The 24,788-nt window shown below is 71.2% G+C and carries 25 protein-coding genes and 1 pseudogene; 14 read left to right on the top strand and 12 right to left on the bottom strand.

Annotated elements, in window-relative coordinates; translation table 11 throughout:
- The first annotated feature begins 2 nt into the window (after nucleotides 1-2).
- The 3 genes from CYAGR_RS11045 (at nucleotide 3) to CYAGR_RS11035 (ending at nucleotide 3,505) form a co-directional block, all read left to right on the top strand.
- On the top strand, nucleotides 3-1,436 hold the full coding sequence (locus CYAGR_RS11045) for a PP2C family protein-serine/threonine phosphatase (protein ID WP_015109894.1): 1,434 nt from the start codon (nucleotides 3-5) through the stop codon (nucleotides 1,434-1,436).
- Nucleotides 1,437-1,474: 38 nt separating this feature from the next.
- Nucleotides 1,475-2,875, top strand: a complete 1,401-nt coding sequence (gene argH / locus CYAGR_RS11040; RefSeq protein ID WP_015109893.1) for an argininosuccinate lyase — start codon at nucleotides 1,475-1,477, stop codon at nucleotides 2,873-2,875.
- 93 nt (nucleotides 2,876-2,968) lie between these two features.
- Nucleotides 2,969-3,505 carry an RNA recognition motif domain-containing protein gene (locus CYAGR_RS11035; RefSeq protein ID WP_015109892.1) on the top strand — a complete coding sequence of 179 codons (537 nt, stop codon included), beginning with the start codon at nucleotides 2,969-2,971 and terminating at the stop codon, nucleotides 3,503-3,505.
- 43 nt (nucleotides 3,506-3,548) lie between these two features.
- On the opposite strand, the gene dusA is transcribed toward CYAGR_RS11035, so the two are convergent.
- A complete protein-coding gene (dusA, locus tag CYAGR_RS11030) occupies nucleotides 3,549-4,571 on the bottom strand; it encodes a tRNA dihydrouridine(20/20a) synthase DusA (RefSeq protein ID WP_015109891.1) in 1,023 nt (340 codons plus the stop codon).
- A gap of 6 nt (nucleotides 4,572-4,577) precedes the next feature.
- On the opposite strand from dusA, the gene CYAGR_RS11025 reads away from it, so the two are divergent.
- Nucleotides 4,578-5,888, top strand: coding sequence for an aminoacetone oxidase family FAD-binding enzyme (locus tag CYAGR_RS11025; RefSeq protein WP_015109890.1), 1,311 nt, complete (start codon nucleotides 4,578-4,580; stop codon nucleotides 5,886-5,888).
- Nucleotides 5,889-5,891: 3 nt separating this feature from the next.
- Here CYAGR_RS11025 and CYAGR_RS11020 read toward each other — a convergent pair whose 3' ends face one another.
- From CYAGR_RS11020 to CYAGR_RS11010, 3 genes and pseudogenes are all read right to left on the bottom strand, one after another.
- The gene (locus CYAGR_RS11020) at nucleotides 5,892-7,142 is read right to left on the bottom strand and encodes a type II secretion system F family protein (RefSeq protein WP_015109889.1); all 1,251 of its coding nucleotides are present in this window, start codon (nucleotides 7,140-7,142) and stop codon (nucleotides 5,892-5,894) included.
- 8 nt (nucleotides 7,143-7,150) lie between these two features.
- Nucleotides 7,151-8,230 (bottom strand): annotated as a pseudogene (locus tag CYAGR_RS11015) (type IV pilus twitching motility protein PilT).
- Nucleotides 8,231-8,235: 5 nt separating this feature from the next.
- Nucleotides 8,236-9,693, bottom strand: coding sequence for a GspE/PulE family protein (locus CYAGR_RS11010; RefSeq protein ID WP_015109888.1), 1,458 nt, complete (start codon nucleotides 9,691-9,693; stop codon nucleotides 8,236-8,238).
- A gap of 135 nt (nucleotides 9,694-9,828) precedes the next feature.
- Here CYAGR_RS11010 and grpE point away from each other — a divergent pair, with 135 nt between their 5' ends.
- The 4 genes from grpE to rsgA are packed head-to-tail and all read left to right on the top strand — an operon-like array spanning nucleotide 9,829 to nucleotide 13,007.
- Nucleotides 9,829-10,563, top strand: a complete 735-nt coding sequence (gene grpE / locus CYAGR_RS11005) for a nucleotide exchange factor GrpE (RefSeq protein ID WP_015109887.1) — start codon at nucleotides 9,829-9,831, stop codon at nucleotides 10,561-10,563.
- Nucleotides 10,563-11,687, top strand: coding sequence for a molecular chaperone DnaJ (gene dnaJ, locus CYAGR_RS11000; protein WP_015109886.1), 1,125 nt, complete (start codon nucleotides 10,563-10,565; stop codon nucleotides 11,685-11,687). Before grpE ends, dnaJ begins: the two co-directional genes overlap by 1 nt.
- Complete coding sequence (locus CYAGR_RS10995; RefSeq protein WP_015109885.1) at nucleotides 11,684-11,929, top strand: sulfurtransferase TusA family protein; 246 nt, start codon at nucleotides 11,684-11,686, stop codon at nucleotides 11,927-11,929. Before dnaJ ends, CYAGR_RS10995 begins: the two co-directional genes overlap by 4 nt.
- On the top strand, nucleotides 11,919-13,007 hold the full coding sequence (gene rsgA / locus CYAGR_RS10990; protein WP_015109884.1) for a ribosome small subunit-dependent GTPase A: 1,089 nt from the start codon (nucleotides 11,919-11,921) through the stop codon (nucleotides 13,005-13,007). The genes CYAGR_RS10995 and rsgA overlap by 11 nt, the downstream gene beginning before the upstream one ends.
- Here rsgA and CYAGR_RS10985 read toward each other — a convergent pair.
- From CYAGR_RS10985 to murC, 3 genes are read right to left on the bottom strand one after another with little or no spacing between them, the layout of a single operon-like run.
- Complete coding sequence (locus CYAGR_RS10985; protein ID WP_015109883.1) at nucleotides 12,964-13,305, bottom strand: YbaB/EbfC family nucleoid-associated protein; 342 nt, start codon at nucleotides 13,303-13,305, stop codon at nucleotides 12,964-12,966. The genes rsgA and CYAGR_RS10985 overlap by 44 nt on opposite strands.
- A 27-nt stretch (nucleotides 13,306-13,332) precedes the next feature.
- Complete coding sequence (murB, locus tag CYAGR_RS10980) at nucleotides 13,333-14,226, bottom strand: UDP-N-acetylmuramate dehydrogenase (RefSeq protein WP_015109882.1); 894 nt, start codon at nucleotides 14,224-14,226, stop codon at nucleotides 13,333-13,335.
- A gap of 4 nt (nucleotides 14,227-14,230) precedes the next feature.
- Nucleotides 14,231-15,679 carry a UDP-N-acetylmuramate--L-alanine ligase gene (gene murC / locus CYAGR_RS10975; protein WP_043327064.1) on the bottom strand — a complete coding sequence of 483 codons (1,449 nt, stop codon included), beginning with the start codon at nucleotides 15,677-15,679 and terminating at the stop codon, nucleotides 14,231-14,233.
- A gap of 183 nt (nucleotides 15,680-15,862) precedes the next feature.
- On the opposite strand from murC, the gene CYAGR_RS10970 reads away from it, so the two are divergent.
- On the top strand, nucleotides 15,863-16,885 hold the full coding sequence (locus CYAGR_RS10970) for a type I glyceraldehyde-3-phosphate dehydrogenase (protein ID WP_015109880.1): 1,023 nt from the start codon (nucleotides 15,863-15,865) through the stop codon (nucleotides 16,883-16,885).
- Between the two features lie 41 nt (nucleotides 16,886-16,926).
- Here CYAGR_RS10970 and thiL read toward each other — a convergent pair whose 3' ends face one another.
- Together thiL and CYAGR_RS10960 are read right to left on the bottom strand one after the other, a co-directional pair.
- Nucleotides 16,927-17,946: a thiamine-phosphate kinase gene (thiL, locus tag CYAGR_RS10965; RefSeq protein ID WP_015109879.1), complete on the bottom strand. Its 1,020-nt coding sequence runs from the start codon at nucleotides 17,944-17,946 to the stop codon at nucleotides 16,927-16,929.
- A complete protein-coding gene (locus CYAGR_RS10960; RefSeq protein WP_015109878.1) occupies nucleotides 17,939-19,042 on the bottom strand; it encodes a peptidylprolyl isomerase in 1,104 nt (367 codons plus the stop codon). The genes thiL and CYAGR_RS10960 overlap by 8 nt, the downstream gene beginning before the upstream one ends.
- 111 nt (nucleotides 19,043-19,153) lie before the next feature.
- Here CYAGR_RS10960 and efp point away from each other — a divergent pair, with 111 nt between their 5' ends.
- Together efp and accB are read left to right on the top strand one after the other, a co-directional pair.
- Entirely contained in the window at nucleotides 19,154-19,714 is a 561-nt protein-coding gene (efp, locus tag CYAGR_RS10955) for an elongation factor P (protein ID WP_015109877.1), read from the top strand.
- 5 nt (nucleotides 19,715-19,719) lie between these two features.
- Nucleotides 19,720-20,214 (top strand): acetyl-CoA carboxylase biotin carboxyl carrier protein, encoded by a 495-nt coding sequence (gene accB / locus CYAGR_RS10950; RefSeq protein WP_015109876.1) that lies wholly within the window; start codon nucleotides 19,720-19,722, stop codon nucleotides 20,212-20,214.
- Here accB and pdxA read toward each other — a convergent pair.
- Nucleotides 20,201-21,229: a 4-hydroxythreonine-4-phosphate dehydrogenase PdxA gene (gene pdxA / locus CYAGR_RS10945; protein WP_015109875.1), complete on the bottom strand. Its 1,029-nt coding sequence runs from the start codon at nucleotides 21,227-21,229 to the stop codon at nucleotides 20,201-20,203. The two genes, accB and pdxA, sit on opposite strands and share 14 nt — an antisense overlap.
- 27 nt (nucleotides 21,230-21,256) lie before the next feature.
- Between pdxA and CYAGR_RS10940 the strand changes: the two genes are divergently transcribed.
- Nucleotides 21,257-21,439, top strand: coding sequence for a hypothetical protein (locus CYAGR_RS10940; protein ID WP_015109874.1), 183 nt, complete (start codon nucleotides 21,257-21,259; stop codon nucleotides 21,437-21,439).
- Here the strand turns inward: CYAGR_RS10940 and CYAGR_RS10935 are convergent.
- Nucleotides 21,397-22,332, bottom strand: a complete 936-nt coding sequence (locus tag CYAGR_RS10935; protein WP_015109873.1) for a Rossmann-fold NAD(P)-binding domain-containing protein — start codon at nucleotides 22,330-22,332, stop codon at nucleotides 21,397-21,399. The two genes, CYAGR_RS10940 and CYAGR_RS10935, sit on opposite strands and share 43 nt — an antisense overlap.
- A gap of 35 nt (nucleotides 22,333-22,367) precedes the next feature.
- On the opposite strand from CYAGR_RS10935, the gene CYAGR_RS17265 reads away from it, so the two are divergent.
- Nucleotides 22,368-22,631 carry a hypothetical protein gene (locus CYAGR_RS17265; RefSeq protein WP_015109872.1) on the top strand — a complete coding sequence of 88 codons (264 nt, stop codon included), beginning with the start codon at nucleotides 22,368-22,370 and terminating at the stop codon, nucleotides 22,629-22,631.
- On the opposite strand, the gene CYAGR_RS10925 is transcribed toward CYAGR_RS17265, so the two are convergent.
- Entirely contained in the window at nucleotides 22,577-23,014 is a 438-nt protein-coding gene (locus CYAGR_RS10925) for an HNH endonuclease (RefSeq protein ID WP_015109871.1), read from the bottom strand. The two genes, CYAGR_RS17265 and CYAGR_RS10925, sit on opposite strands and share 55 nt — an antisense overlap.
- A gap of 96 nt (nucleotides 23,015-23,110) precedes the next feature.
- Here CYAGR_RS10925 and CYAGR_RS10920 point away from each other — a divergent pair, with 96 nt between their 5' ends.
- Complete coding sequence (locus tag CYAGR_RS10920) at nucleotides 23,111-24,697, top strand: DEAD/DEAH box helicase (protein ID WP_015109870.1); 1,587 nt, start codon at nucleotides 23,111-23,113, stop codon at nucleotides 24,695-24,697.
- Nucleotides 24,698-24,788 lie beyond the last annotated feature (91 nt).

Genomic DNA, 24,788 nt, shown 5'->3' with positions numbered 1-24,788 from the left:
CCTTGCGTGTCCTTTGCGGCCGCTCGGTGAGCAGCCTGCCGCCCCCGCAGCCCCATTCCACCCCCACCGCGGCGTCCCGTCCCGCACAGGGGCTCTCCGCTGGGGCCTCGCTGCGCCAGCTGCTCGACAGCCTCGGCCGGGAGCAGCGCCGCAACCTGGAGCTGCTGGCGTCGCTTTCCTTCGCCCTGCGCAGCTACACCAACCTCAAGCGCTTCCTCGAACTGGTGCCCCTGGTGGCGGCGCGCCTGGTGGAGGGGGAGGGCAGCCTGCTCGTGGTGTTCCATGCCGATGGCCGGCTCTGGCGCGAGCAGCTCCAGGCCACCCCCGGCGAGCGCAGCGCCGAGGTGCTGCGCCAGCTGGCCGCCCTGCCCGATGGGCAGCTCCAGAACCAGGAGGGCGACGAGGCCGTCGCGGTGCTGCTCGACCCCCTGATCCAGCGCCTGCTCGGCGTCCACCAGGTGTTCGCCACCTCCGTGGTGGCCCGCAGCCGCCAGCGGGGCCGGCTCTACGTGTTCAGCGACCGACGCGGCTTCAGCTGGAGCGATGTGCGTCGCCGCCACCTGCAGCTGGTGGCCGACCTCACCGGTGTGGCCCTGGAGAACGAGCTGCTGCAGCAGGACCGGCGCCGCCATGAGCGGCTCGACCGCCAGCTGAGCATCGGCGCCGAGGTCCAGTCCCAGCTGCTGCCCGACCACTGCCCCGTGATCGACGGCGTCGAGCTGGCGGCCCTCTGCCGCCCCGCCTTCCAGGTGGGCGGCGACTACTACGACTTCATCCCCACCCAGCCCCAGCTCACCGGCCACCGGCGCGAGCAGGCCCCCTGGGCGCTGGTGATGGGCGATGTCATGGGCAAGGGTGTGCCGGCCGGCCTGCTGATGACCTTGCTGCGGGGCATGCTGCGGGCCGAGGTGCTCAGCGGACTGCCGCCCGACCGCATCCTCCACGACCTCAATCAGCTGGCCCAGGAGGACCTGGCCCACTCGCACCGCTTCGTCACCCTCTTCTATTCCGACTACGACCCCCGCACCCGCCTGCTGCGCTACGCCAATGCGGCCCACAACCCGCCCCTGGTCTGGCGGCGCCAGTCGGGCCGGGTGGAGCGGCTCGACACCCCCGGCCTGCTGATCGGCCTGCAGAGCGAGGCCGAGTACGGCTGCGGCGAGCTGCAGCTGGAGACCGGCGACGTGATCCTCTATTACACCGACGGAGTGACGGAGGCCAGCGGCTTCAGCGGCGAGCGCTTCGACGAGGAGCGGCTGGTGAAGGCCTTCCAGGGCGCCTGCCGGGCCGCCCACGACGCCCAGGCGATCCTGGATCGGCTGTTCGAGCGCCTCGACCGCTTCGTCGGCAGCGACCGCAGGCTCGAGGACGACGCCTCGATGGTGGTGCTGAAGGTGAGGGACGGGGTGGTGCTGCCCACCCTGCCCGCCACCTGAGACGAATGGCAAGCTGAGGGGCTGCCCGGAACCCCCTGATGGCCGCCGACCCCTCCCCCACCACCTGGAGCGATCGCTTCGAGCAGGGCCTGCATCCGGCGATCGAGCGGTTCAACGCCTCGATCGGTTTCGACATCGCCCTGCTCCAGGAGGATCTCGACGGCTCCGTCGCCCACGCCCGCATGCTGGGCCGCTGCGGGGTGATCAGCGAGCCGGAGGCGGAGCGCCTGATCGAGGGGCTCGAAGCCATCCGCTCCGAAGCGGCCGCCGGGCGGTTCACGCCGGGTCTGGAGGCGGAGGACGTGCATTTCGCCGTGGAGCGGCGCCTGATCGAGCTCCTCGGCCCCCTCGGCAAGAAGCTGCACACCGGCCGCAGCCGCAACGACCAGGTGGGCACCGACCTGCGCCTGTGGCTGCGGCGCCGCATCGATGCCATCGACGCCGCCCTGGTGCGCTTTGAGCAGGCCCTGCTGGTGCGGGCCGAGGCCCACCCCGACACCCTGATCCCCGGGTACACCCACCTGCAGCGGGCCCAGCCGGTCTGCCTCGCCCACCACCTGCTCGCCTACGTCGAGATGGCCGAGCGGGACCGGCAGCGCCTGGCCGACGTGCGCCGCCGCGTCAACATCTGCCCCCTCGGGGCGGCGGCTCTGGCGGGAACGCCCGTGCCGATCGACCGCCGCCAGACCGCCGCCGAGCTGGGCTTCGAGGCGATCTACGCCAACAGCCTCGATGCGGTCAGCGACCGCGACTTCGCTGTCGAGACGATGGCGGCGCTGTCATTGGTGATGGCCCACCTGAGCCGCCTGGCGGAGGAGGTGATCCTCTGGGCCAGCGAGGAGTTCGGCTTCGTGGGGCTCACCGACCGCTGCGCCACCGGCAGCAGCCTGATGCCCCAGAAGAAGAATCCCGATGTGCCCGAACTGGTGCGCGGCAAGAGCGGCCGGGTGTTCGGCCACCTGATGGGGCTGCTGACGATGATCAAGGGTCTGCCCCTCGCCTACAACAAGGATTTCCAGGAGGACAAGGAAGCCCTCTTCGACGGGGTGCGCACCTGCCTCGACTGCCTGGAGGCGATGGCCGTGCTGTTCGAGGAGGGTCTCGACTTCCGCCCCGCCCGTCTGGAGGCCGCCGTGGCCGCCGATTACTCCAATGCCACCGATGTGGCCGACTATCTGGTGGCCCGCGGGGTGCCGTTCCGGGAGGCCTACCAGCTGGTCGGCGGGCTGGTGAAGGCCTGCCTGCTGGAGCAGCGGTTGCTGGCCGATCTGCCCCTGGAGCGCTGGCAGCAGCTTCATCCCGCCTTCGAAGCGGACATCCATGCGGTGATCGCCCCGCGCCAGGTGGTGGCGGCCCGCCGCAGTGAGGGCGGCACGGGCTTCGAGCGGGTGGCCGAGCAGCTGCGTCTGGCGCGGGAGCGCCTCGATCGCACCTCCTGAGCTTCTCCGGCGGGCGTTGGAATCGCGGGTCTACGTCTAATCTTGGGGGGTCTCGGGCGCCCGTGCGCCCCATCGGTTCCCCCTCATCGGTCAGTGAGTATTTTCGTCGGCAATCTTCCCTTCCGCGCCGAGCAGGAAGACGTGGCTGAACTGTTCGCGCCCTTCGGCGAAGTGGTCAACTGCTCCCTGCCGCTGGAGCGCGACACCGGCCGCAAGCGCGGCTTCGCCTTCATCGAGATGGCGGATGCCGACACCGAGACCCGGGCCATCGACGCCCTGCAGGGGGCCGAGCTGATGGGTCGTCCCCTGCGCATCAACAAGGCCGAGCCCCGCAGCGGCGGTGGTGGCGGCGGTGGTCCGCGCCGCGGTGGCGGTGGCGGCTACGGCGGTGGTGGCGGCGGCGGTGGCTACGGAGGTGGCGGTGGCGGCTATGGCGGTGGTGGCGGCGGCTACGGCGCCGACCGCGGTTCCGGGGCCAAGGGCTGGGAGGACCGCAGCTACGGCGGCGGTGGAGCTGGTGGTGGCGGTGCCGCCCCCGATGCCTTCGAGGCGGGCCGCTCCCGCCGGCGCCGCAGCGGCGGTGGTGGTGGTGACTACGGCGGTGGCGACTACGGCGGCGCCGAGGTCTGAGGCCCCGAGGTCTGAGGCCCGCCCGGCCGCGGGCTGGGTCGGCTCACAGGCCCCGTTCCTCCAGCTGGCGGGCGGCCTCCTCCAGTACGGCGGGGCCAGCGCCCGCCAGACCGGCCTCCCGGGTCAGCCAGCCGCGCCAGTGGCGGGCCCCGCTGACCCCCTCCACCACCTGCACCAGGTGCCGGGCGATCGGCCAGAGGCGTCCCCCCGAGGCGCACCAGCGTTCGGCGTGGGGCAGCACCCCCCGGAGCACCGTCGAGGCCCGGGCTTCCCCGGCGTCCCCATCCCCGAAGATCTGCCGGTCCACCCCCGCCCAGCGCAGGGGGTGGGCGTAGGCGGCCCGGCCCACCATCACCCCGTCCACCCAGGCCAGCTGCTCCCGGCAGGGTGCGAGCTCCTCGAGGCCACCGTTCAGTTCGATCCTCAGCGCCGGTCGCTCCGCCTTGAGGCGGTGCACCAGATCCCAGCGCAGGGGCGGCACGGTGCGGTTCTGCTTCGGATCGAGGCCGTTCAGCCAGGCCTTGCGGGCGTGCACGGCAAAGCGGGCAGCGCCGGCTGCGGCCAGGGTGTCCACGAAGGCCAGCAGTTCCGCGTAGGAATCCTGCTTGTCGATGCCGATGCGGTGCTTCACCGTTACCGGCAGGGGCGTGGCCGCCGCCATCGCCGCCACGCAGCGAGCCACCCGCTCCGGTTCCGCCATCAGGCAGGCCCCGAAGCGGCCCTGCTGCACCTTTTCACTGGGGCAGCCCAGGTTCAGGTTGATCTCGTCGTACCCCCAGGCGGCCCCCATCCGGGCGGCCTCCGCCAGCAGCTCCGGGTCGTCGCCCCCCAGCTGCAGGGCCAGGGGGTGCTCGATCGGATCGAACCCCAGCAGCCGCTCCAGCCGCTGCTGCCGCTCCCCCATGCGGGAGGGGGCGCCGTCGTGGGCGATGTGGTGCAGCGCCCGGGCCACCACCATCTCGGAGTAGAGCAGGCAGTGCCGGCTGACCTGTCGCATCAGCACCCGGAAGTGCCGATCGGTGCAGTCCAGCATGGGCGCCACACTGAAGCGGTAGTTGTGCTCCATCGCCCCATGCTGCCCAGCCGTGCCTCCGTGGTGGTGGTGGGAGGGGGCCCGGCCGGCTTCATGGCCGCCATCGCGGCCGCGGAAGCGGCCGCCGGCCACCTGTCCGGGGGGGTGCTGCTGCTGGAGTCCACCCCCGATCCGCTGCACAAGGTGCTGATCAGCGGCGGCGGCCGCTGCAACGTCACCCACGCCTGCTGGGATCCGCGGCTGCTGGTGGATCACTACCCGCGGGGCGGCAAGGCCCTGCGGGGCCCCTTCTCGCGCTTCGCCCCCGGCGACACGGTGGCCTGGTTCCAGGCCCATGGCCTGCAGCTGGTGGAGGAGCCCGACGGGCGGCTGTTCCCCCGCTCCAACCGTTCCGCCTCGGTGGTCGACACCCTGCGCCGGGCGGCCACCGCCGCCGGGGTGGCGCTGCACACGGCCGAGGCGGGCCAGGGGGTGGAGGCCCTGCCCGGCGGCGGGTTCCGGCTGCGGTTGCGCTCGGGGGCCGAGCTGCTCGCCGATCGCCTCGTGCTGGCGACGGGCAGCCACCCCAGCGGCCACCGCATCGCCGCTTCCCTGGGCCATGGCCTGGTGGCGCCGGTGCCCTCCCTGTTCACCCTCACCCTGGCCGACCACCCCCTGCTGGACCTGGCCGGAGTGGCGATGGATCCGGTGCAGCTGGAGCTGTTGCTGGCCCCCCTGGCGGATGCCGCCACGGCCGCCACTGCCACGGCCTCCACCGCCGCCGCCAAGCCCCAGCGGCAGCGGGGGCCGGTGCTGATCACCCACTGGGGCCTCAGCGGGCCGGCCACCCTGCGGCTCACGGCCTTCGCCGCCCGGGCCCTGCGGGAGCGCCGCTACCGGGCCGATCTCCGGGTCGACTGGACCGGCGGCCGCAGGCCGGCGGAGCTGGAAGGCTGGTTCGCCGCGGCGCGCCGCGATCAGGCCCGGCGTCAGCTCGGCAACTGGCGGCCCTGGCCCGACCTCAGCCGCCGCCTCTGGCTGCACCTGCTGGCCCTGGCGGGACTGGACGCCAGCCTGCGCTGGGCCGATCTCCCCCGTCGCGGGGAGCAGGCCCTGGTCACGGCCCTGCGTGACAGCCGCTACGGGGTCTCCGGCCGCGGCCCCTTCGGCGAGGAGTTCGTCACCGCCGGCGGCATCCCCCTGGCGGAGGTCAACCTGGCCTCGATGGAGAGCCGCCTGCGGCCGGGCCTGTTTCTGGTGGGGGAACTGCTGGACGTGGACGGCGTGACCGGCGGCTTCAACTTCCAGCACTGCTGGAGCTCGGGCTGGCTGGCGGGCCAGGCCCTGGCAGCTCAGCTCACGGGCGCGTAGGGCTCAGCGGACGTGCTCGTAGATCGAGAACATCGGCAGATACATGGCCAGCAGCACCGATCCGACGATGATGCCCACCAGGACGATCATCGCCGGCTCCAGCATGGAGGTCATGGCCTTCACCATCGTGCTGACCTCGTCTTCGTAGAAGTCGGCCACCTTCGAGAGCATGGCGTCCATCTCGCCGGTTTCCTCGCCGATGGCGAGCATGTTGACGCACATCTCCGGAAACACATTCTTCAGCCGTAGGGCCGCGCTGAGGGGCATCCCCTCGCTCACCTCATTCTTGGACGAGATGATGGCATCGGAGATCACGGAATTGGTGGCCGTCTCCCTCACGATCTCCAGGGAAAGCAGGATCGGAACCCCAGCCTTGGAGAGGGAACTCAGGGTGCGGCAGAACTGGGCACTGGCCGATTTCTGCAGCAACTCGCCGAACAGGGGAAGTTTCAGCAGCAGGCCGTCGATCTGGCGGCGGCCCATCGGTGTGTTGTAGGTGGACACCACCCAGAACGCGAAGCCCACCAGGGCCGCCAGCAGGACCAGGGCCCGCCAGGACCGCAGGAACTCACTCAGATTCAGCATCATCTGGGTGAACAGGGGCAGTTCCGCCCCCAGCTGCTCGAAGACGCTCGAGAAGGTGGGAATCAGGAAGATTGTCATGCCCAGGAACACCGCGATAGCGATCACCAGCACCGTGACCGGGTAGCTCATCGCCCCCTTGATCTGGTTCTGGAGCTTGGCGTTGTCCTCCAGCAGCTTGGCCAGGCGCTTGAGGGTGTCGTCCAGGACGCCACCGGCCTCACCCGCCTCCACCAGGGCAATGCTGAGGTTGTCGAACACCTTCGGCCAGCGGCGCATGGCGTTGCCCAGACTGTCGCCCTGGTTGACGTCCTGGGTCATGCCCGCCAGGGCCTGGCGCATCTTGTTGGAGCGCTGCTGGACCCGCATCAGGTCGAGGCTGCGCAGGATCGGTACGCCCGCATCCACCAGGGCGGAGAGCTTGTTGGCGAACAGGGCCTTGTCGCGGATGGTCACCGGCCCTTCGAGCAGGTCGGCCAGGCCGCTGAAGGAGGAGGCGGTCTTCTTCGGGCTGGCCTGCGGAACCTTGGGGGCCTCCTTGCGCACCAGGGTGTTGGCCAGGATGCCGCGGCGGCGCAGCTCCCGCCGGGCGACGGAGGGGCTGTCGGCATTCAGCGTCATCTCACGGCGCTGGCCGGACTTGGTGGTGTAGGTGACGACGAAGGCGGTCATGGCGTCCCTCAGCGATCGAGCAGTCGAACCAGCTCCTCGGGCTTGGTGGTCTTGAGCAGTGCCTCCTCGCGGGTGACCCTGCCCTCCTCCACCAGGTTGGCGAGCGCCCGCTCCAGGGTCTGCATTCCCTGGTTGGCGCCGGTCTGGATCTGGGAATAGAGCTGGGAGCTCTTGCCTTCCCGGATCAGGTTGGCGATGGCGGGGGTGTTGATCATGATTTCCTGGGCCATCACCCGGCCGAAGGCGCCGTTGCCGGTGGGTTCGGCGCTCTTGCAGAGGGTCTGGGAGAAGACCGCCAGCAGGCTGCCGCTGAGCTGCACCCGGATCTGGGTCTGCTGGCCGGCGGGGAACACGTCCACCATCCGGTCCACGGTCTGGGAGGCGGAACTGGTGTGCAGGGTGCCGAAGACGAGGTGGCCGGTTTCGGCAGCGGTGATGGCCAGCTGGATCGTTTCCAGGTCGCGCAGCTCCCCCACCAGGATCACATCGGGATCCTCCCGCAGGGCTGCGCGCAGGGCATTCGAGAAGCTGCGGGTGTCCTCGTTGAGCTCCCGCTGGTGAATGATGGACCTGACGTTCTTGTAGGTGAATTCGATCGGATCCTCGATCGTGAGGATGTGTTCCGAACGGGTGGCGTTGATGTGCTCGATCAGCGCGGCCAGGGTGGTGGTCTTGCCGGAACCGGTGGGACCGGTCACAAGGACGAGGCCCTTGGGTTTGTTGCTGATCTCCTCGACGATCGGCGGCAGCCCGAGTTTCTCCAGGCTGGGAATCGTGTTGCCCAGTGCCCGCAGACAGGCCGCGTAGGTGCCCCGCTGGCGGTACACGTTGATCCGGAACCGGGCCACGCCCTTGAGGCCGTAGGAGCAGTCCAGTTCCCAGTTCTGCTCCAGGTTCTTGCGCTAGGCGTTGTTGAGCAGGGAGAAGATCAGACGATTGCAGCTCTCCTCGGTGAGCTGGGTGTCCTGGACAATGGGCCGCAACTGGCCGCTGAATCGGCCGTAGGGCGGATTGCCTGCGGAGAGGTGCAGGTCGCTGCCTCCGGCCTTCACCAGTTCCTGCATCAGGTCTTCGATGAGGAGATCCATCCTGCTCAGCTCCGAACGCACAGACAGTAGGGACATTCCAACCATTCGTCCTCCAGGCCGGCCCCGCAGCTGCGGCAGGTGAGGGTGCTCAGGGCCCGGGCGCGGCGCTCCGATTCCAGGCCCGTGTCGGTGAGCAGCATGCGCTCCACCTGCTCCAGGGTGGTCAGGCCCTCCCGCACCAGATCGAGGCCGTAGCCGAGGAGCGTTTTCATGCCGCTCTCCAGGGCCAGGCGCCGCAGCTCCTCGGTCGTCGCCCGCTTGGCCACGGCGGCGGAGAGGGTCTCGTTCATGCGCAGGATCTCGTAGACCCCCACCCGGCCCTTGTACCCCCGCCCCTGGCAGGCGCTGCAGCAGCCCTCCGAGCCCGGCTGCACCGTGTTGGCGCGGTAGAAGGAGATGTCGGTCTCGTCGGAGGCCACCAGGCCGAAACGGGCCAGTTCGCTGTGGTTCGGGTGGTAGGGGATCCGGCACTCGCTGCACAGGCGTCGCAGGAGGCGCTGGGAGACGATCCCCAGCAGTGAGGCGCTCACCAGGAAGGGCTCCATCCCCATCTCGTCGAGCCGGGCAAAGGCGCTGGCGGCGTCGTTGCAGTGCAGGGTCGTGAGCACCAGGTGGCCCGTCAGGGCCGCCTCGATGGCGGTGCGGGCGGTCTCCAGGTCGCGGGTCTCCCCCACCAGCAGCACGTCCGGGTCCTGCCGCATGAAGGCGCGCAGGGCGGAGCTGAAGTCGTAGCCCTTCTCCCGGTTCACCTGGGTCTGGGTGATGCCCTGGAGGGTGTATTCGATCGGATCCTCGACCGTGGAGATGTTGATCGAGGGGTCGTTGCGCTCCGAGAGCAGGGCGTAGAGGGTGGTCGACTTGCCGGAACCCGTCGGCCCGGTGACCAGGATCATGCCGAAGGGCTTGGAGCCGATGTCCCGCAAGGCGGAGCGGGCTTCCTCGTCGGTGATCAGGGTGTCCAGGCCCAACTGGGTGGCGCCGCTGTCGAGCAGCCGCAGCACCACCTTCTCGCCGTAGCGGCCGGGCAGGGTGCTGACCCGGAAGTCCGTGGTGCGGCCGCGGAAGTTGCGGCGGATCCGGCCGTCCTGGGGCATCCGCCGTTCGGCGATGTCCAGGTCGGCCATGATCTTGAAGCGGGAGGTGACCGCGGGAATCAACGTGCGGGGCAGCTTGTCGATGCGGCGCAGCACGCCGTCCTGGCGGAAGCGGACCAGCAGGCCGTCTTCCTGGGGTTCCACGTGGATGTCGCTGGCGCCGCTGGTGAGCGACTCGATCAGGATCCGATCCACCAGGCTCATCACCGGCGAGATGCCCTCGCCCGAGCTGGTGGCTTCCAGGTCCTCGGTTTCCGGTGTGCTTGGCCCCTGGGGAGTGGCGGCCTGACCCAGGTCAAGGTCGCGGAAGAGCGAGGTGTGCTCTGCACCGGTGACCTGCGGGCGCTGGGTGAGACCTTCTGATGGCATCGACGGGAAGGATCGGAAGCGAAGCCGAGCTGAGGAGCCGTGGGTGGAGCGTGGCCGAGGTGCGGGCTTCCACCGCTTGTGGAGAGGGCTCCTGGGCATTCAACATAACGGCATCTGACATCCCTGCCAGAACGCATGACCGGCGACATCACTCCCCCCCATGAGGAACGGATCGATCCCCGGGAGGGCGCGGTCGACGCAGCCCGGGTGGAGGAACTCCTCGAGACCCTGCCGGTGAATCCCGACGGCGGCCCTGACTCCACGCCCCCCGCCGAGGGCCCCGGAGCCCCGGAGGCCGCCGGTGCCGTGCCGGATGCGGCGGACAGCTCCGCTGATCGCGTCAGCCAGCTGGAGGCCGAGCTGGCTTCGGTGCGCAGCGAGAACGAGTCGCTGAAGGGCCAGTACATGCGCATCGCCGCCGATTTCGACAACTTCCGCAAGCGCCAGTCCCGCGACAAGGAGGACCAGCGCCTGCACATCACCTGCACCACCCTCACCGAGATCCTGCCGGTGGTCGACAACTTCGACCGGGCCCGGCAGCAGCTCAACCCCCAGAGCGAGGAGGCCCAGAGCCTGCATCGCAGTTACCAGAACCTCTATAAACAGCTGGTCGACGTGTTCAAACAGCTGGGGGTGTCGCCGATGCGGGTGGAGGGGGAACCCTTCGATCCCTCCCTTCACGAGGCCGTGCTGCGCGAACCCAGTGAGGAGCATCCGGAGGACGTGGTGATCGAGGAGCTGCAGCGGGGCTACCACCTCGACGGCCGCGTGCTGCGGCATGCCCTGGTCAAGGTGTCCATGGGTCCCGGCCCGGCCGGTGGGTTCCGTTCCGACGCATCGGCGCCACCCAGCGAAGGGACATCCGACTGATGGCCGATTACTACGAGCTGCTCGGTGTCAGCCGGGACGTGGATGCCGACAGCCTCAAGAAGGCCTACCGGCGCCTGGCCCGCCAGTACCACCCGGACGTCAACAAGGATCCGGCCGCGGAGGACCGCTTCAAGGAGATCGGCCGGGCCTATGAGGTCCTCAGCGATCCCCAGGCCCGGTCCCGCTACGACCAGTTCGGCGAGGCCGGCCTGGGGGGCGCCGGCGGCATGCCCGACATGGGCGACATGGGGGGCTTCGCCGACCTCTTTGAGACCTTCTTCAGCGGTTTCGGCGGGGCCGGCGGCGGCGCGGCGGCCGGGGCACGACGCCGCGGCCCCCGCCAGGGCGACGACCTGCGCCTGGATCTCACCATCAGCTTCAGCGAGGCCGTCTTCGGCAGCGAGAAGGATGTCCAGATCCGCCACCTCGAGACCTGCACCACCTGCAACGGTTCCGGCGCCAAGGCGGGCAGCGGCCCCACCACCTGTGGCACCTGCGGCGGCGCCGGTCAGGTGCGACGCGCCACCCGCACCCCCTTCGGCAGCTTCACCCAGGTGGCGCCCTGCCCCACCTGCGATGGCACCGGCCAGGTGATCGCCGATCCCTGCAATGCCTGCGGCGGCCAGGGCCTGCAGCAGGTGCGCAAGAAGCTGCGCATCAACATCCCCGCCGGCGTCGACACCGGCACCCGCCTGCGGGTGGGCCAGGAGGGCAACGCCGGCCAGCGGGGCGGGCCGGCGGGGGATCTCTACGTCTTCCTCACCGTCCAGTCCCACCCCCATCTGCGTCGTGATGGCGTCACGGTCCATTCCGAGGTGTCGCTCAACTACCTCCAGGCGATCCTGGGCGACACGATCGAGGTCGAGACCGTCGACGGCCACGAGCCGCTGGAGATTCCCGCCGGCACCCAGCCCGGGGCGGTCATCACCCTCCAGGGCAAGGGGGTGCCGCGGCTCGGGAATCCGGTGGCCCGCGGCAACCACCAGTTCACCATCAAGGTGCAGCTGCCCACCAAGCTCAACGGCGAGGAGCGGCAGCTGCTGGAGCAGCTGGCCGGACACCACACCAGCAAGGGCCAGCGCCACCACCACAAGAGCGGCCTGTTCGGGGGTCTGTTCGGTTGAACGAGCCGGTGGCCCTCGATCTGCGGGGAACGGCTTGCCCGGTCAACTTCATCCGGGCCCGTTTGGCCCTCGAGCCCCTGCCGCCGGGGGCCTGGCTGCGGATTGACCTGGACGGGGGGGAACCGGAGCAGATGGTGACCGAAGGGCTGCGCAACGAGGGGCACGACGTGCAGCGGGTCGAGCCGTCGCCGTTCGCCCCCGGGGAGGGGGTGCGGCTGCTGGTCCGACGGGATGGAGTCTGAGCCGCTGCCGGGTCGGGTGGTGGCCCTGCAGGCCAACTACTGCCTGGTGAGCCTCGATGGCCCCTCGGAGCTCGGGGTCGACGGCCACCTCCTGTGCACCCGCCGCACGCGCCTCGACAAGAGCGGCCTGCAGGTGTGCGTGGGTGATCGGGTGACGGTGGCAGCCGTCGACTGGCGGGCCCGACGGGGGGCGGTGGTGGGCCTCGAACCCCGCCGCAGCCTGCTGGAGCGGCCGGCGGTCGCCAACGTGAACCGGGTGGTGGTGGTGGTGGCCGTGGCCGAACCCGGCCTCGACCCCCTGCAGCTGACGCGGTTCCTGATCACCGCCGAGGCCACCGGCCAGCCGGTGCAGGTGGTGCTCAGCAAGGCCGACCTGCTGCCGCCGGCCGAGGTGGGGGCCTGGTGTCGCCGGCTGGAGGGCTGGGGCTACGGCACGGTGGCGATCTCCACCCGCAGCGGCGAGGGTCTGGAGATCCTGCGCCGTCAGCTGGCCGCGCCGGGCATCGCCGTGCTCTGCGGCCCCTCCGGCGTGGGCAAGAGCAGCCTGCTCAATGCCCTGGCTCCGGCCCTGGAGCTGCGCGTCGCCACGGTCTCCGGGCGGCTGCGACGGGGACGCCACACGACCCGGCATGTCGAGCTGTTCTCCGTGGCGCCGGAGGCCCTGGTGGCCGATTCCCCCGGCTTCAACACCCCCGCCCTCCCCGCCGACCCCCAGAGCCTGGCGGCGGCCTTCCCGGAGCTGCTGGCCCGCCTCCAGGCCACCCCCTGCCGTTTCGCCAACTGCCGCCACCTGGGCGACCCGGGCTGTGCCATGGGGGACGGCTGGGACCGCCAGGCGATCTACGGCCGCTGCCTCGAGGAGGTGGAGGCCGTCGCGGCCCGTTCCCGCAGCGGCCAGGGGCGCCAGGGGGAGCGGGGCCTGCGTCAGCGGGGCGACCGCCTCGAACCCCTGCTCGATCCCCAGCTGCGCCGCTCCTCCCGCAGCACCCTGCGTCAGGGGCTGGAGCAGGACCTGCCGGCCCTGGAGGGGGACCTCAGTTCCCCAGACCGGGAAGATTCAGATCCAGGCCACCGGTGAGGGTTTCCATGCGGTCGCGCATGGTGCCGGTGGAGACCTCGTAGGCCTTGCAGAGGGCCGCCAGCACGGCCGCCTCGACCGTCTCCACGGGTTCGGCGAGCAGCTCGGGGCTCAGCTCGACCCGCAGGGGCTGCTGGTTGCCGGAGAGCCAGACGCTGGCGCGGCCCTCGGGGTCGCTGCCCTGCAGCTCCATCGCATCGAGTTCCTCCTGGAGTTTCTGGGCGTCCTGCTGAATCTGCTGGGCCTTGCGGAAGGCCTCGGTCAGCTGTCCGAAATTGGGAAGTCCGAAGCCGGCCATGCCAGGGGGTTGTCGTCTGGGGGCAGGCTAGAACCCCAGCCGCTGGACCTCCGGGTGCAGGCGCACCCCGCGGTCCTCCAGCACCCGCTGCTGCACCAGCCGGATCAGGGCGTCGATGTCGGCGGCGGTGGCGGCGCCGGTGTTGACAATGAAATTGGCGTGGATCGGCGACACCTGGGCATCGCCGATGGCGAGCCCCTTGAGGCCGAGGGATTCGATCAGCTGGCCGGCCTTGAGCGGTTCGGGATTGCGGAACACGCTCCCGCAGCTGGGTTGCTGGTAGGGCTGGGAGCTGGTGCGGCTCTGCAGGTTGGCGCTGGTGCGGGCGGTCAGCACCGCGGGGTCGTGCCCAGGCTCCAGCCGGAAGCGGGCCGAAAGCACCAGCAGGGGCTCCTCCTGCAGGCGGCTGTGGCGGTAGGCGAAGGCCAGGTCACCGGCGGCCAGTTCGAAGGGGGCGTCGGGACGGCGGGGATCCAGCACCCGCACCGACACCAGCCACTCGGCGGTGCAGCCCCCCTGGGCGCCGGCGTTCATCACCACCGCGCCACCCACCGTGCCGGGGATGCCGACGGCCCACTCCAGGCCCCGCAGGCCGCTGCGGGCCGCCTTGCGGGCCAGGGTGGGGATCGGTTCGCCCGCCTCAGCCTCCACCCAGCCTTCGCCCGGGTCCAGGCGGCTGCCCTGCAGCCGCCGGTTGCAGAGGGTGAGGCCGTCGAGGCCTCCGTCGGCGATCAGCAGGTTGGAGCCCGCGCCGATGCAGCGGAAGGGAAGACCCGAGGCCGCCGCCCAGGCGGCATGGGCGATCAGCTCCCCCTGGTCGGCGGGTTCGGCGAACCAGGCGGCCGGCCCGCCGACCTTCCAGGTGGTGTAGTCCCGCAGGGCGACCCCTGCCCGGGGCTGGCTGAGCGGGGCCGTCGCCATCCCCTCAGGCCACCAGCGCGGTGGGGCGACCCCGTTCGTCGAGGGCCCCCAGGCGGTCCCAGAGGCTGTTGACGTCGCCGGCCCCCATCGCCAGCACCAGGTCGCCCGGGCCGGTGCCGCCCGCCACCAGCTCCGCCAGCGCCTCCATGCTGGCCGCCACCGCTACCGTCAGGTCGGGGGCGAGGGACAGCACCGACTCCGCCAGGGCCTGGCTGGAGATCCCCTCCATCGGGGCCTCGCCCGCCGCATACAGGGGCGCCAGCAGCACCACGTCGGCCTCGGTCAGGGCGGCGGCGAAATCGTCCAGGAACTGGGCGGTGCGGGTGTAGCGGTGGGGCTGGAACACGGCCACCAGCCGCCGGGGCACCAGCGGCAGCGGACTGCGGCCGCTCTCCACCATCAGCCGGGCCATGGCGATGGTGGCGGCCACCTCGCTGGGGTGGTGGGCGTAGTCGTCGACGATCGCCCGGTTCTGCCAGAGGCCGCGGCAGTCGAAGCGCCGTCCGGGGGGGCGCAGCCCAGCCACCGCCCGGCGCAGGTCCTCGAAAGGCACCCCCTCCAGCCGGCAGGCCGCCATGGCGGCCACGGTGTTGCTCAGGTTGTGGCGGCCGGGCAGGGGCACCTCCAGGGTGCCGAGCGCCTTCCCGTGCTCGTACCAGGTGGCCAGGGTGCCGTCACCCCGCTCCTCCAGGGGGATGGCAGCGAAGTCGACGTCTTCGCTGCTGCAGGTCGACCACCAACTGGCGGCCTGGAAGTGCTCCCGCAGCACCGGACAGTCGCGGTTGGCCAGCAGCGTGGTGCAGCCGCTGGCGAAGTGCTGCAGGGTGGCCACCAGGGCGGCCAGGTTCGGGTAGTGGTCGGTGTGGTCGAGCTCCACGTTGGTGAGCACCCCCAGGCTGGGCGTGAACTTCACCAGGGAACCGTCCGATTCGTCGGCCTCGGCCACCAGCAGCCGGCCCTTGCCATGGCGGCCGTTGCTGCCGAAGGCGGGCACGATCCCCCCGATCACGGCGGTGGGGTCCTCGCCGACGGCCTCCAGGAGCGTGGCGATCAGGGTGCTGGTGGTGGTCTTGCCGTGGCTGCCGGCCACCGCGATTGACGGCTGGGCATTGATCAGGGCCGCCAGCACGTCGGAGCGGTGCACGATCGACAGCCCGCGCCGCCGGGCCTCGGCCAGCTCCTCGTTGGCGGCGGGCACCGCCGAGCTGATCACCACCAGGGGATCCGCCATCGTCCCGTCGAGGCCGGCGAGCACCGCGGTGATCGTTGCGGCGGTCTGCTCCTGGAACACCTGCACCCCGGCGGATCCCAGTCGCTCCAGCACGGGACTGGGACGGGGGTCGGAGCCGCTCACCATGAAGCCCCTCTCCGCCAGGATCCCTGCCAGGGCGGACATGCCGATCCCCCCGGCCCCGATGAAATGGAGCGGCTGACGGCGATCGAGCTTCGGGATCAAGGGGGACTCCAGGCCACGCCGAAAATAACGGCAGATCGGCCCTCCCCCCTCTGCGGGATACTTCGCTTTGCCGACCGTCCGATCCGAGGCCTGTGGCTGCGGGAAAGAGCAGGACCCCCCATTTCTGTATGATCGGCAGCCAAAATCCCCCCTTGCTAGCGGGTTCCACCGCTTTCTGCCATGACCTTGCGCGTTGCGATCAATGGATTTGGCCGAATCGGTCGGAATTTCATGCGCTGCTGGCTGAGCCGCGGTGAGAACACCGGCATCGAAGTGGTGGGCCTGAACGACACCTCCGATCCGAAGACCAACGCCCACCTGCTCCAATACGACACGATGCTCGGCCACATCCGCAATGCGGAAGTGAGCTATACCGACGACACCATCGTGGTCAACGGCAAGCCGATCAAGTGCTTCTCCGACCGCAATCCTCTCAACCTTCCCTGGAAGGAGTGGGGCGTCGACCTGGTGATCGAGGCCACCGGCGTCTTCATTGACGAGAAGGGGGCTGGCAAGCATATCGAAGCCGGTGCCAGCAAGGTCCTGATCACGGCTCCCGGCAAGGGTGACGGCGTCGGCACCTTCGTGGTCGGCGTCAACGCCGATCAGTACCGCCACGAGGACTTCGCCATCATCAGCAACGCCAGCTGCACCTCCAACTGCATGGCGCCGGTGGTGAAGGTGCTCGACCAGGCCTTCGGCATCGTCAAGGGCACGATGACCACCACCCACAGCTATACCGGGGACCAGCGCATCCTCGATGCCAGCCACCGCGACCTGCGTCGCGCCCGGGCTGCCGCCGTCAACATCGTTCCCACTTCCACCGGCGCCGCCAAGGCGGTGGCTCTGGTGTACCCGCCGATGAAGGGCAAGCTGAACGGCATCGCCCTGCGGGTGCCCACCCCCAACGTCTCGGTGGTCGATCTGGTGCTCGAAGTGAGCCGCGGCACCACCAAGGAGGAGGTGAACGCCACCCTCAAGTCCGCCTCGGAGAACGGCATGAAGGGGATCATCAAGTACTGCGACCTGCCTCTGGTCTCCACCGACCACGCCGGCACCGACGAGTCGGCGATCGTCGATTCCGATCTCACCCTGGTGATGGGCGACAACATGGTCAAGGTCATCGCCTGGTACGACAACGAGTGGGGCTACAGCCAGCGCGTCGTCGACCTGGCCGAGGTGGTGGCCCGCAACTGGAAGTGAGCCGACGGCCCGCCCTCGGCTGAATCCGTCCGCTGATTCTGTCAGCCGAAATGGTGGAAGGCGGCGGCCGGTGGGGCGATAGGGGCTCCCCCCTCCGCCCAACCCAGGGTTCCGCAGGGCTGGGGTTCCACCAGCTGGCCGATCCGGCAGGCGCCCGCCAGCCGTTCCACCAGGCCCTCGGCCCAGGCCGGCTCCAAGGCCAGCACCAGTTCGAAATCTTCACCTCCCCAGAGGCACCAGTCCTCGCCGGCGTCCTGGCCCTCCAGCTCCGCCGCCAGGGGCAGGGCGCCCCGGGACAGCAGGGCCGTGCAGCCGCTGGCCGCCGCCAGGCAGGAGGCCGCGATCGCCAGGCCATCACTGCTGTCGCAGCCGGCCACCCGCCAGTCCAGGGTCGCCGGGCGGCTGGCCCCCAGGGCCGCCACCGCATCGAACCGGGGCACGGGCCTGCGGTGGGCACGGATCGCCCGCTCCCGGCCGGCCGCCAGCAGGGCCGGCAGCGCCTCGCCCCGCAGCAGGGCCAGGCCCAGGCGGCTGAGCCCATGGGCGCCGGTGCTGATCAGCACATCCCCCGGCCGGCCGTCCCCGCGGCGGATCGCGCCGCCCCCCGCCGGGAGCCGGCCCAGGGCGGTGACGGCCAGCAGACGCTGGCGGCCGCCGCTGCAGTCGCCCCCGAGCAGCACGCCGCCGTGGGCCGCCAGCAGCTCCGCCATGCCGCCGTAGGCCCCCTCCACCCAGGCCCAGGGCGTATCCCCAGGGGCCACCAGGGCCACGGTGATGCCCACGGCGCCGCGGCAGCCCATGGCCGCCAGATCGGAGAGGTTGGCCGCCGCCGCCCGCCAGCCCACATCGGCGGCCCCCATCGTCGCCGCACTGAAGTGGACGTCCTCCACCAGTACGTCGGTGTTCAGCACCAGGGGCGGATCCCCCGCCGGGTGCGCCCCCAGCAGGGCCGCTCCGAGCAGGGCGGCGTCATCGTCGAACTGCCCCGGGGGCGCGAAGGTACCGAGGCGCCGGATCAGCTCCCCTTCCCCCAGCTGGGCCAGGGTGGGCCCCTCAGGCATGGGGGCGCAGGTTGTCGGCCCCCTCGACCACCGTCGCCTTGACGATGCCGTCGTCGGCGGTGAGCTCCTCGAGCACGTCGAAGCCGTCCACCACATAGCCGAAGGCGGCATAGCGCCCGTCGATGAGGTTGAGGCCCGCCGGGGTGAGCTCCGGTTCGAACAGGAACAGGAAGAACTGGGAGGAGCCGTCGCCCAGGGCCTCGTCGGAGTGGGCCCACCCCAGGGTGCCCTTGCTGGCGAAGGGCAGCACCGGTTCGGCCTTGAACATCCCCAGGTCCTCGAAGGTCTGGTTGTAGAAGGGGGCCTCCTGGCCGGGCACCATGATCTCCAGGGGCACGGTGCGCTCCTGCTTGCTGATCGGATCCACGTAGCCGGTGGCCGGGCCGGCGGGATCGCCGGTCTGGAGCACGTAGAAGTCCTCGGCGCGGTTGAAGGGCAGGCCGTCGTAGAAGCCGCGCTGCACCAGGTCCACGAAGGCGCCGGCGGTCAGGGGGGCGTTGTAGCCGTCCACGACGGTGGTCAGGTCGCCTTTGGTGGTGGTGAGCCGCACGGTGGCGCGGCCCAGGAGCCGCGGCAGCCCGTCGAATTCGGCGGGAATCGTGAACGGGAAGGGCCCCACCAGCAGGGCCTCGGCCTGGCCGATGTCGGCGAGGGCCTCCCGGCGGGCGGCCAGGAACCGGTCCCGGTCCTGGGCTTCACCGGCGGCCGCCAGCTCCTGCAGATGCACCGCCGTGTCGGCCAGCAGGGCTTCGGCGGTGGGCCGGTCGGCGGGATCGAAGCTGGCCAGGATCCGCTCCCGGCTGCCGCCGAGCTGGGACTCGGCCCGGCGCACGGAGCCGGTCAGGCTGCTCCAGCGCTTGGCCCGCAGGTCGTCGCTGGTGTCCTCAAGGCGGTGCTGGAGCCCCTGCAGGTCGCCCTGCTCCATGGGAAGGGCGTTGCGCAGCAGGGCGGTGGGATCGCTGACGGCGTTGCCCTGGGGCAGGTAGGCCCAGGCGGCGGGGACCGCCAGCAGCAGGGTGAGAACGAGGGTCAGGGCGGCCCCCAGCCGGGCGGCCAGCGTGGTGGTGAACCCGATGCGCCTGCGTCGCCGGTCCATGCTTCCCCTGTGACTGCCTGGACTTTGGCACAACCGGCCCGGGGCTCCGCAGCCGCCGTCCGCGGGTGGGCCTGTAGCCAGACGTACAATCCCCCGATCCGATCCGCCGGAATGATCTCCAGCAACGACTTTCGCACCGGCACAACCATTGAGCTGGATGGCCAGGTCTGGCGCGTCGTCGAATTCCTTCACGTCAAGCCCGGCAAGGGCTCGGCCTTCGTGCGCACCAAGCTCAAGGGCGTCCAGAGCGGCAACGTGGTGGAGAAGACCTTCCGCGCCGGGGAGACCATGCCCCAGGCCCTGCTGGAGAAGTCGACCCTCCAGCACACCTACATGGAAGGTGATGACTACGTTTTCATGGACATGGCCTCCTACGAGGAGACCCGCCTGACCGCCAAGCAGATCGGCGACGGACGCAAGTACCTCAAGGAGGGCATGGAGGTGAGCGTCGTCTCCTGGAACGGCAAGCCCCTGGAGGTGGAGCTGCCCAATTCGGTGGTGCTCGAAGTCACCCAGACCGACCCCGGCGTCAAGGGCGACACCGCCACCGGCGGCACCAAGCCCGCCATCGTCGAGACCGGCGCCCAGGTGATGGTGCCCCTGTTCATCACGATCGGCGAGAAGATCAAGGTCGACACCCGTACCGACAGTTATCTGGGCCGGGAGTCCTGATCGCCATGCAGCTCGATCACGACCAACTGCGCCAGTTGCTGGCCCTGCTCGGGGACAGCGACATTCAGGAGCTCAAGCTCGAAGGCGATGACTTCCGTCTGGAGGTGCGCCGCAACCTGCCGGCCCCCGCGCCGGCGACCGTCACCATGGTGCAGGCTCCGGCCGGGGCACCACCGCCGTCTCCCGCCCCTGCGGCCGCGGTCGCCCCTGCCCCGGGGCCTTCGGCGCCCCCGCCGCCCGCTGCTTCCGTGCGCAGTGATCTGCAGGCCGTCACGGCTCCGATGGTGGGCACCTTCTACCGCTCCTCGGCTCCGGGGGAGGCCCCCTTCGTGGAGGTGGGCAGCCGCATCAGCGCCGGCCAGCCGGTGTGCATCCTCGAGGCGATGAAGTTGATGAACGAGCTGGAGTGCGAGTTCAGCGGCGAGGTGGTGGAGATCCTGGTGGAGAACGGCACCCCGGTGGAATTCGGCCAGGTGCTGATGCGGATCAAGGCCGGCTGAGGGCGAACGCCTCCGGGGGCGGACCCAGCTCCCAGGCGGTCTGGATTGCCGCCGCCATGCTGTCGGCCCTGGCGATGCCCCGGCCGGCGATGGCGAAGGCGGTGCCGTGGTCGGGGGAGGTGCGCAGGAAGGGCAGGCCCAGGGTGGTGTTGACGGCGGCGTCGAAGGCCAGCAGCTTCACCGGGATCAGCCCCTGGTCGTGGTACAGCGCCAGGTAGCCGTCCGCCCCTTCAGCCTGGCCCCTCCAGGCGTCCGCCGCCTCCAGCCAGCAGGTGTCCGGCGGCACCGGCCCCTCCAGCCGCACCTCCGGATGCCGGCCCTGCCACGCCTGCAGGGTGGGAATCAGCCAGTCCTGCTCCTCCCGGCCCAGGTGGCCCCCCTCCCCCGCGTGGGGGTTGAGGCCCGCCACCACCAGCCGGGGCCGGCTGCGGAAGCGGCGGCAGAAGGCCAGCAGGGCCTCCAGCCGCTGCTCCACCAGCTCCGGCCCGAGCCGGACGCTCACCTCAGCCAGGGGGATGTGGGTGGTGGCCAGGAGCGTGTTGAGCCGCCAGCCGCCGCCGGGGGCCACTGCGGTGAACAGCATTCCGGCGTCGGCGGCGCCGGTCAGTTCCGCCAGCCGCTCGGTCTGGCCGGGGTAGGCATGGCCCGCTGCCTGCCAGCTGGCCTTGGCGATCGGGGCTGTCACCAGGGCCCGGCCGCCGCCGGCGCCCACCAGCGCCACGGCCTCGGTCAGCCAGGCGAAACTGGCGGCACCGGCCGTGGGGCTGCTCACCCCCGGGACCACCGGCTGCTCCAGGGGGATGTCCACCAAGGCAAACGCATCGGGGTCGGCCAGGGGCGCGTCGCTGCAGGTCAGCAGCTGGCGGTGGCAGTCCCGCAGCCAGCGGCCGCAGCCCACCAGCACCACCTCCTGGCCGGCGGGCCGGGGCCGGGCAAGGGCCTTGAGGGTCACCTCGGCGCCGATGCCGGCGGGATCCCCCAGGGCGATGACGAGGCGATCCGCAGTAGTTTTCATGCCATCGGGCGCTGTCGGGGTCGGTTCATGGTCCGCTTGCTGGTGCTGGGCGTGCTGCTGCTGGGTGGGGGGCTCGCCTTCCGCAACGAGTGGGTCGTGCTGGATTGGGAGAAGATGGGCAAGGACACGGGGCTGTCCTCCCTGATTGATCCCTCGATCTTCGGCGCTCAGAAGAAGTCGCCGCTGCAGGACGCCAGGCCCTCCCGGTAGGTGGGGTAGAGCAGGCGGTAGCCGAGGTCGTCCCTGAGCCTCCGGCTGCTGGCCCGTCGATTCTCGCTCCAGAAGCTGCGGGCCATGGGACCCATCCCCGCGGCCACGTCCTCGTAGCGCTGCACCTCCGGCAGCCGGCAGTCCAGCAGATGGGCGGCCAGGCCCAGGATCTCGCTGGAGGGGCAGGGGAAGGTGTCCGCCAGGATCAGCGTGTCGGGCCTGGCCTCGGGGGACAGGGCGATGGTGTGCAGCACCGCGCCGACGATGTCGTCGACGTGCACCCGCGAGAACACCTGGCCGGGCTTGTGGATGAGCCGGGCCGTGCCGTTGCGCAGGCTCACCATCGGGTTGCGGCCTGGGCCGTAGATGGCGGGCAGCCGCAGCAGCTGCACCGGCAGGCCGCTGCGGCGCCAGGCCTGCTCGCAGGCCAGCCGCGCCTGGCTGCGCTCCAGCAACGGCCGGGTGGGGCTTGTCTCGTCCACCCAGGCGCCGCCGGTGTCGCCGTAGACCCCGGTGGTGGAGAGATAGCCCACCCAGACCGGCGCCAGCTGACGCAGGCGGGTCTCGAGGGACTCCAGCACCGGATCACGGCCGCCGGCATCGGGCGGGATCGTCACCAGCACGTGGCTGACCCCGGCCAGGTCGGCCTGGCTAGGCAGGGCGCCCTGGTCGGGATCGAAGTGCAGCCAGCCCCGGGCGTCGCCCGGCGGGGCCGGCTGGCGATGGGTGAGCAGCACCGGCACACCGGCCGCCTCCAGCGCCAGGGCGAGGCGGCGGCCGGTGTAGCCACCGCCGAGCACCAGCATCCGGTCGATGGCGGCGGCGGCCGCGGGCAGAGCCGGGTGGTCGATCCGGCCGCCGTCGGCCCCCGGGTTGACAGAATCTGCCGTCATCAGTACATCTGTATCACTGTCCGTTTCCCCATCCCGTGACCACCTCGTCGTTCGGTGCCAGTCTCCCTGTCGGCCCCGCGCCCTCCCGCCCCCTCTGTCGCCCCCTCGAGCGGGCCCTCGGCCAGTCGTTCGCCGGCCGTGGCCATCGGGCCCCGGCGCGCCACCACCGTGCCGCCGCCCCGCTGCTGCTGGCCGTGGGGCTGGTGCTGGGGGCCGTGGTGCTGGCGCCGGAGCAGCCCCTCGATCAGGAGGCCATCTGCCACCGCCACAACGGGGTGGAGGCCTGTCGCGTCTGGTGAGTCACTTCCGCTTCGGCGGCCGTGGCTGTCTCCAGTTCGGCGGGGGCCACCCACTGGAGCAGGCGCAGGGCCAGGCGCAGATCACCGTCAGTCCAGGCCCGCAGGGCCATCGCCCGGCGCGGGTCGTAGAAGGGCTGACTCCGGTACCAGACGAACGCATCGCTGTCCCCTTTGCGGCCGTTGCATCCCAGGCAGGCCGGCACGCAGTTCTCGGTGATGCTCTGGCCGCCGCGGCTGAGCGGATGCACGTGGTCGATGGATTCCGACGCCTCGCCGCAGTAGAGGCAGCGGCGGCCGGTCATCCGGTGCAGCGACTGTCGCCATCGACGCGCTCGCAGCTTGGGGCAGAGGTCTTCGAGAAAGACTCCATCCCTGGCCTGCATCAGCGCGCCTCGGTTGGCGGAAGTTTGCCCTCAGCGTCCCGGGTGTCAATGTGTTCTTGATTGCTTTTTGCCGCATTGGCCACCCCCCTGGTGCAGATGCGCCTGGGCGCCTCGGGTCTGATCGAGGTGGTCAGTCCGTTCGACGCGGTCACCCAGGCCCAGCTGCGGGCCATCCGCCCCCGGGGCCAGTGGCTCAGCCACCGCGGCTGCTGGCAGTTTCCCCTCGAGGCGGCCGCGGCACTGCAGCAGCAGTGCGCCGGCCGCTTCCCGCTCACCCCGGAGCTGGCCCGCTGGTTCGGCTGGCTGGGGCAGCCCCTGCCGCCCCTGCCCCCCCACCGGGCCCTGGTGGCGGCGGCCGCCGCCCACGATGAACTCCCCGACGGCCGCCGCCTGTTTCGCCACCAGCGGCTGGCAGTGCGCTGGCTGCTGGCCCGCCGTGGCGCCGTGCTGGCGGATGCCATGGGTCTCGGCAAGACCCTCAGTGCCCTGGTGGCCGGCCGCGCCCTGGTGCGCATGGCGGACTGCCGGCTGGTGGTGGTGGCCCCGGCGGGGCTGCACCACCACTGGCGCCAGGAGGCAGCGGCCCTGGGCCTGCGCCTGGAGCTGCACAGCTGGGCCCGGCTGCCGGCGGAGCTGCCGGCCGCCGGCACGGTGCTGATCGCTGACGAGGCCCATTTCGCCCAGTCGCTCCAGGCCGCCCGCACCCAGGCCTTTCTGCGCCTGGCTCGCCATCCGCGCCTGCGGGCGATCTGGCTGCTCACCGGCACGCCGATGAAGAACGGCCGGCCGGTCCAGCTCTACCCCCTGCTGGCCGCCATCGGCCATCCCCTGGCGGCCGACCAGCGCCACTTCGAGGAGCGCTATTGCCAGGGGCACTGGCGGGAGCAGGGGGGACGGCGGATCTGGCAGGCCAGCGGCGCCAGCCAGCTGGAGGAGCTGCAGCGGCTGGTGCGCCCCCTGGTGCTCCATCGCCGCAAGGGGCAGTGCCTGGATCTGCCCCCGAAGCGGCGGCTCGAGCGGCCCGTCAGCCTCGATCCTGCTGGCGCCGAGGCCTTCGAGCGGGCTCTGCAGGCGCGGATCGACGACTACCGCCGCCGGTCCATGGCCGGTGAGGTGCGCCGCGACGCCGAGGCCCTGGCCGTGTTCACCGCCCTGCGCCAGATCGCCTCGCGCCACAAGGTGGACGCCACCGTCGCGCTGGTGGCCGAGCTGGTGGCTTCCGGCGAAGCGGTGGTGGTGTTCACGGCCTTCGTGGCCACGGCCCTGGCCCTGCACGAGCAGCTGGGCCGGCCAGGGGATGGGGGGCCCCTCGTGGGCGCCGTGCCGCCGCTGCGCCGCCAGAAGCTGGTGGATGCCTTTCAGTCGGGCCGGAACCCCGTGCTGATCGCCACCTACGGCACCGGCGGCCTCGGCTTCACCCTGCACCGGGCCCGGCATGTGGTGCTGGTCGAGCGGCCCTGGACCCCGGGCGACGCCGAGCAGGCGGAGGACCGCTGCCACCGGATCGGCATGGGGGCCGCGCTCACCAGCCACTGGCTGCAGCTGGGTGTGGCCGACCGGCTGGTGGACGACCTGATCGCCAGCAAGGCCGAGCGGATCTCCCTGCTGCTGCAGGGGCAGGACAGCCTGCGTCGCCAGGGGGCCCTGCCGGCGCTGGTGCGCCGGTGGCTGGAGAGCGGCTGAGTCGCCGCCGGGCCCTCAGCTCCCGGGGCGGGCGGGGGGGCGTCGTCGGCGCAGCTGCTGCGGCGCACCTCCAGGTCCTGGCGCAGGATCG

Origin of the sequence: Cyanobium gracile PCC 6307 (assembly GCF_000316515.1) — a bacterium.
GTDB lineage: Bacteria > Cyanobacteriota > Cyanobacteriia > PCC-6307 > Cyanobiaceae > Cyanobium > Cyanobium gracile.
This window is presented reverse-complemented; position numbering and strand designations above follow the sequence as displayed.

What these genes read in the sequence shown, in the direction of transcription:
- argH (WP_015109893.1), top strand. Translation starts at nt 1,475, where the DNA reads ATGGCCGCCGACCCCTCCCCCACCACCTGGAGCGATCGCTTCGAGCAG.
- dusA (WP_015109891.1), bottom strand. Translation starts at nt 4,571, where the DNA reads ATGGAGCACAACTACCGCTTCAGTGTGGCGCCCATGCTGGACTGCACC.
- CYAGR_RS11025 (WP_015109890.1), top strand. Translation starts at nt 4,578, where the DNA reads ATGCTGCCCAGCCGTGCCTCCGTGGTGGTGGTGGGAGGGGGCCCGGCC.
- CYAGR_RS11020 (WP_015109889.1), bottom strand. Translation starts at nt 7,142, where the DNA reads ATGACCGCCTTCGTCGTCACCTACACCACCAAGTCCGGCCAGCGCCGT.
- CYAGR_RS11010 (WP_015109888.1), bottom strand. Translation starts at nt 9,693, where the DNA reads ATGCCATCAGAAGGTCTCACCCAGCGCCCGCAGGTCACCGGTGCAGAG.
- grpE (WP_015109887.1), top strand. Translation starts at nt 9,829, where the DNA reads ATGACCGGCGACATCACTCCCCCCCATGAGGAACGGATCGATCCCCGG.
- dnaJ (WP_015109886.1), top strand. Translation starts at nt 10,563, where the DNA reads ATGGCCGATTACTACGAGCTGCTCGGTGTCAGCCGGGACGTGGATGCC.
- rsgA (WP_015109884.1), top strand. Translation starts at nt 11,919, where the DNA reads ATGGAGTCTGAGCCGCTGCCGGGTCGGGTGGTGGCCCTGCAGGCCAAC.
- CYAGR_RS10985 (WP_015109883.1), bottom strand. Translation starts at nt 13,305, where the DNA reads ATGGCCGGCTTCGGACTTCCCAATTTCGGACAGCTGACCGAGGCCTTC.
- murB (WP_015109882.1), bottom strand. Translation starts at nt 14,226, where the DNA reads ATGGCGACGGCCCCGCTCAGCCAGCCCCGGGCAGGGGTCGCCCTGCGG.
- CYAGR_RS10970 (WP_015109880.1), top strand. Translation starts at nt 15,863, where the DNA reads ATGACCTTGCGCGTTGCGATCAATGGATTTGGCCGAATCGGTCGGAAT.
- thiL (WP_015109879.1), bottom strand. Translation starts at nt 17,946, where the DNA reads ATGCCTGAGGGGCCCACCCTGGCCCAGCTGGGGGAAGGGGAGCTGATC.
- CYAGR_RS10960 (WP_015109878.1), bottom strand. Translation starts at nt 19,042, where the DNA reads ATGGACCGGCGACGCAGGCGCATCGGGTTCACCACCACGCTGGCCGCC.
- efp (WP_015109877.1), top strand. Translation starts at nt 19,154, where the DNA reads ATGATCTCCAGCAACGACTTTCGCACCGGCACAACCATTGAGCTGGAT.
- accB (WP_015109876.1), top strand. Translation starts at nt 19,720, where the DNA reads ATGCAGCTCGATCACGACCAACTGCGCCAGTTGCTGGCCCTGCTCGGG.
- pdxA (WP_015109875.1), bottom strand. Translation starts at nt 21,229, where the DNA reads ATGAAAACTACTGCGGATCGCCTCGTCATCGCCCTGGGGGATCCCGCC.
- CYAGR_RS10940 (WP_015109874.1), top strand. Translation starts at nt 21,257, where the DNA reads ATGGTCCGCTTGCTGGTGCTGGGCGTGCTGCTGCTGGGTGGGGGGCTC.
- CYAGR_RS10935 (WP_015109873.1), bottom strand. Translation starts at nt 22,332, where the DNA reads ATGACGGCAGATTCTGTCAACCCGGGGGCCGACGGCGGCCGGATCGAC.
- CYAGR_RS10925 (WP_015109871.1), bottom strand. Translation starts at nt 23,014, where the DNA reads ATGCAGGCCAGGGATGGAGTCTTTCTCGAAGACCTCTGCCCCAAGCTG.
- CYAGR_RS10920 (WP_015109870.1), top strand. Translation starts at nt 23,111, where the DNA reads ATGCGCCTGGGCGCCTCGGGTCTGATCGAGGTGGTCAGTCCGTTCGAC.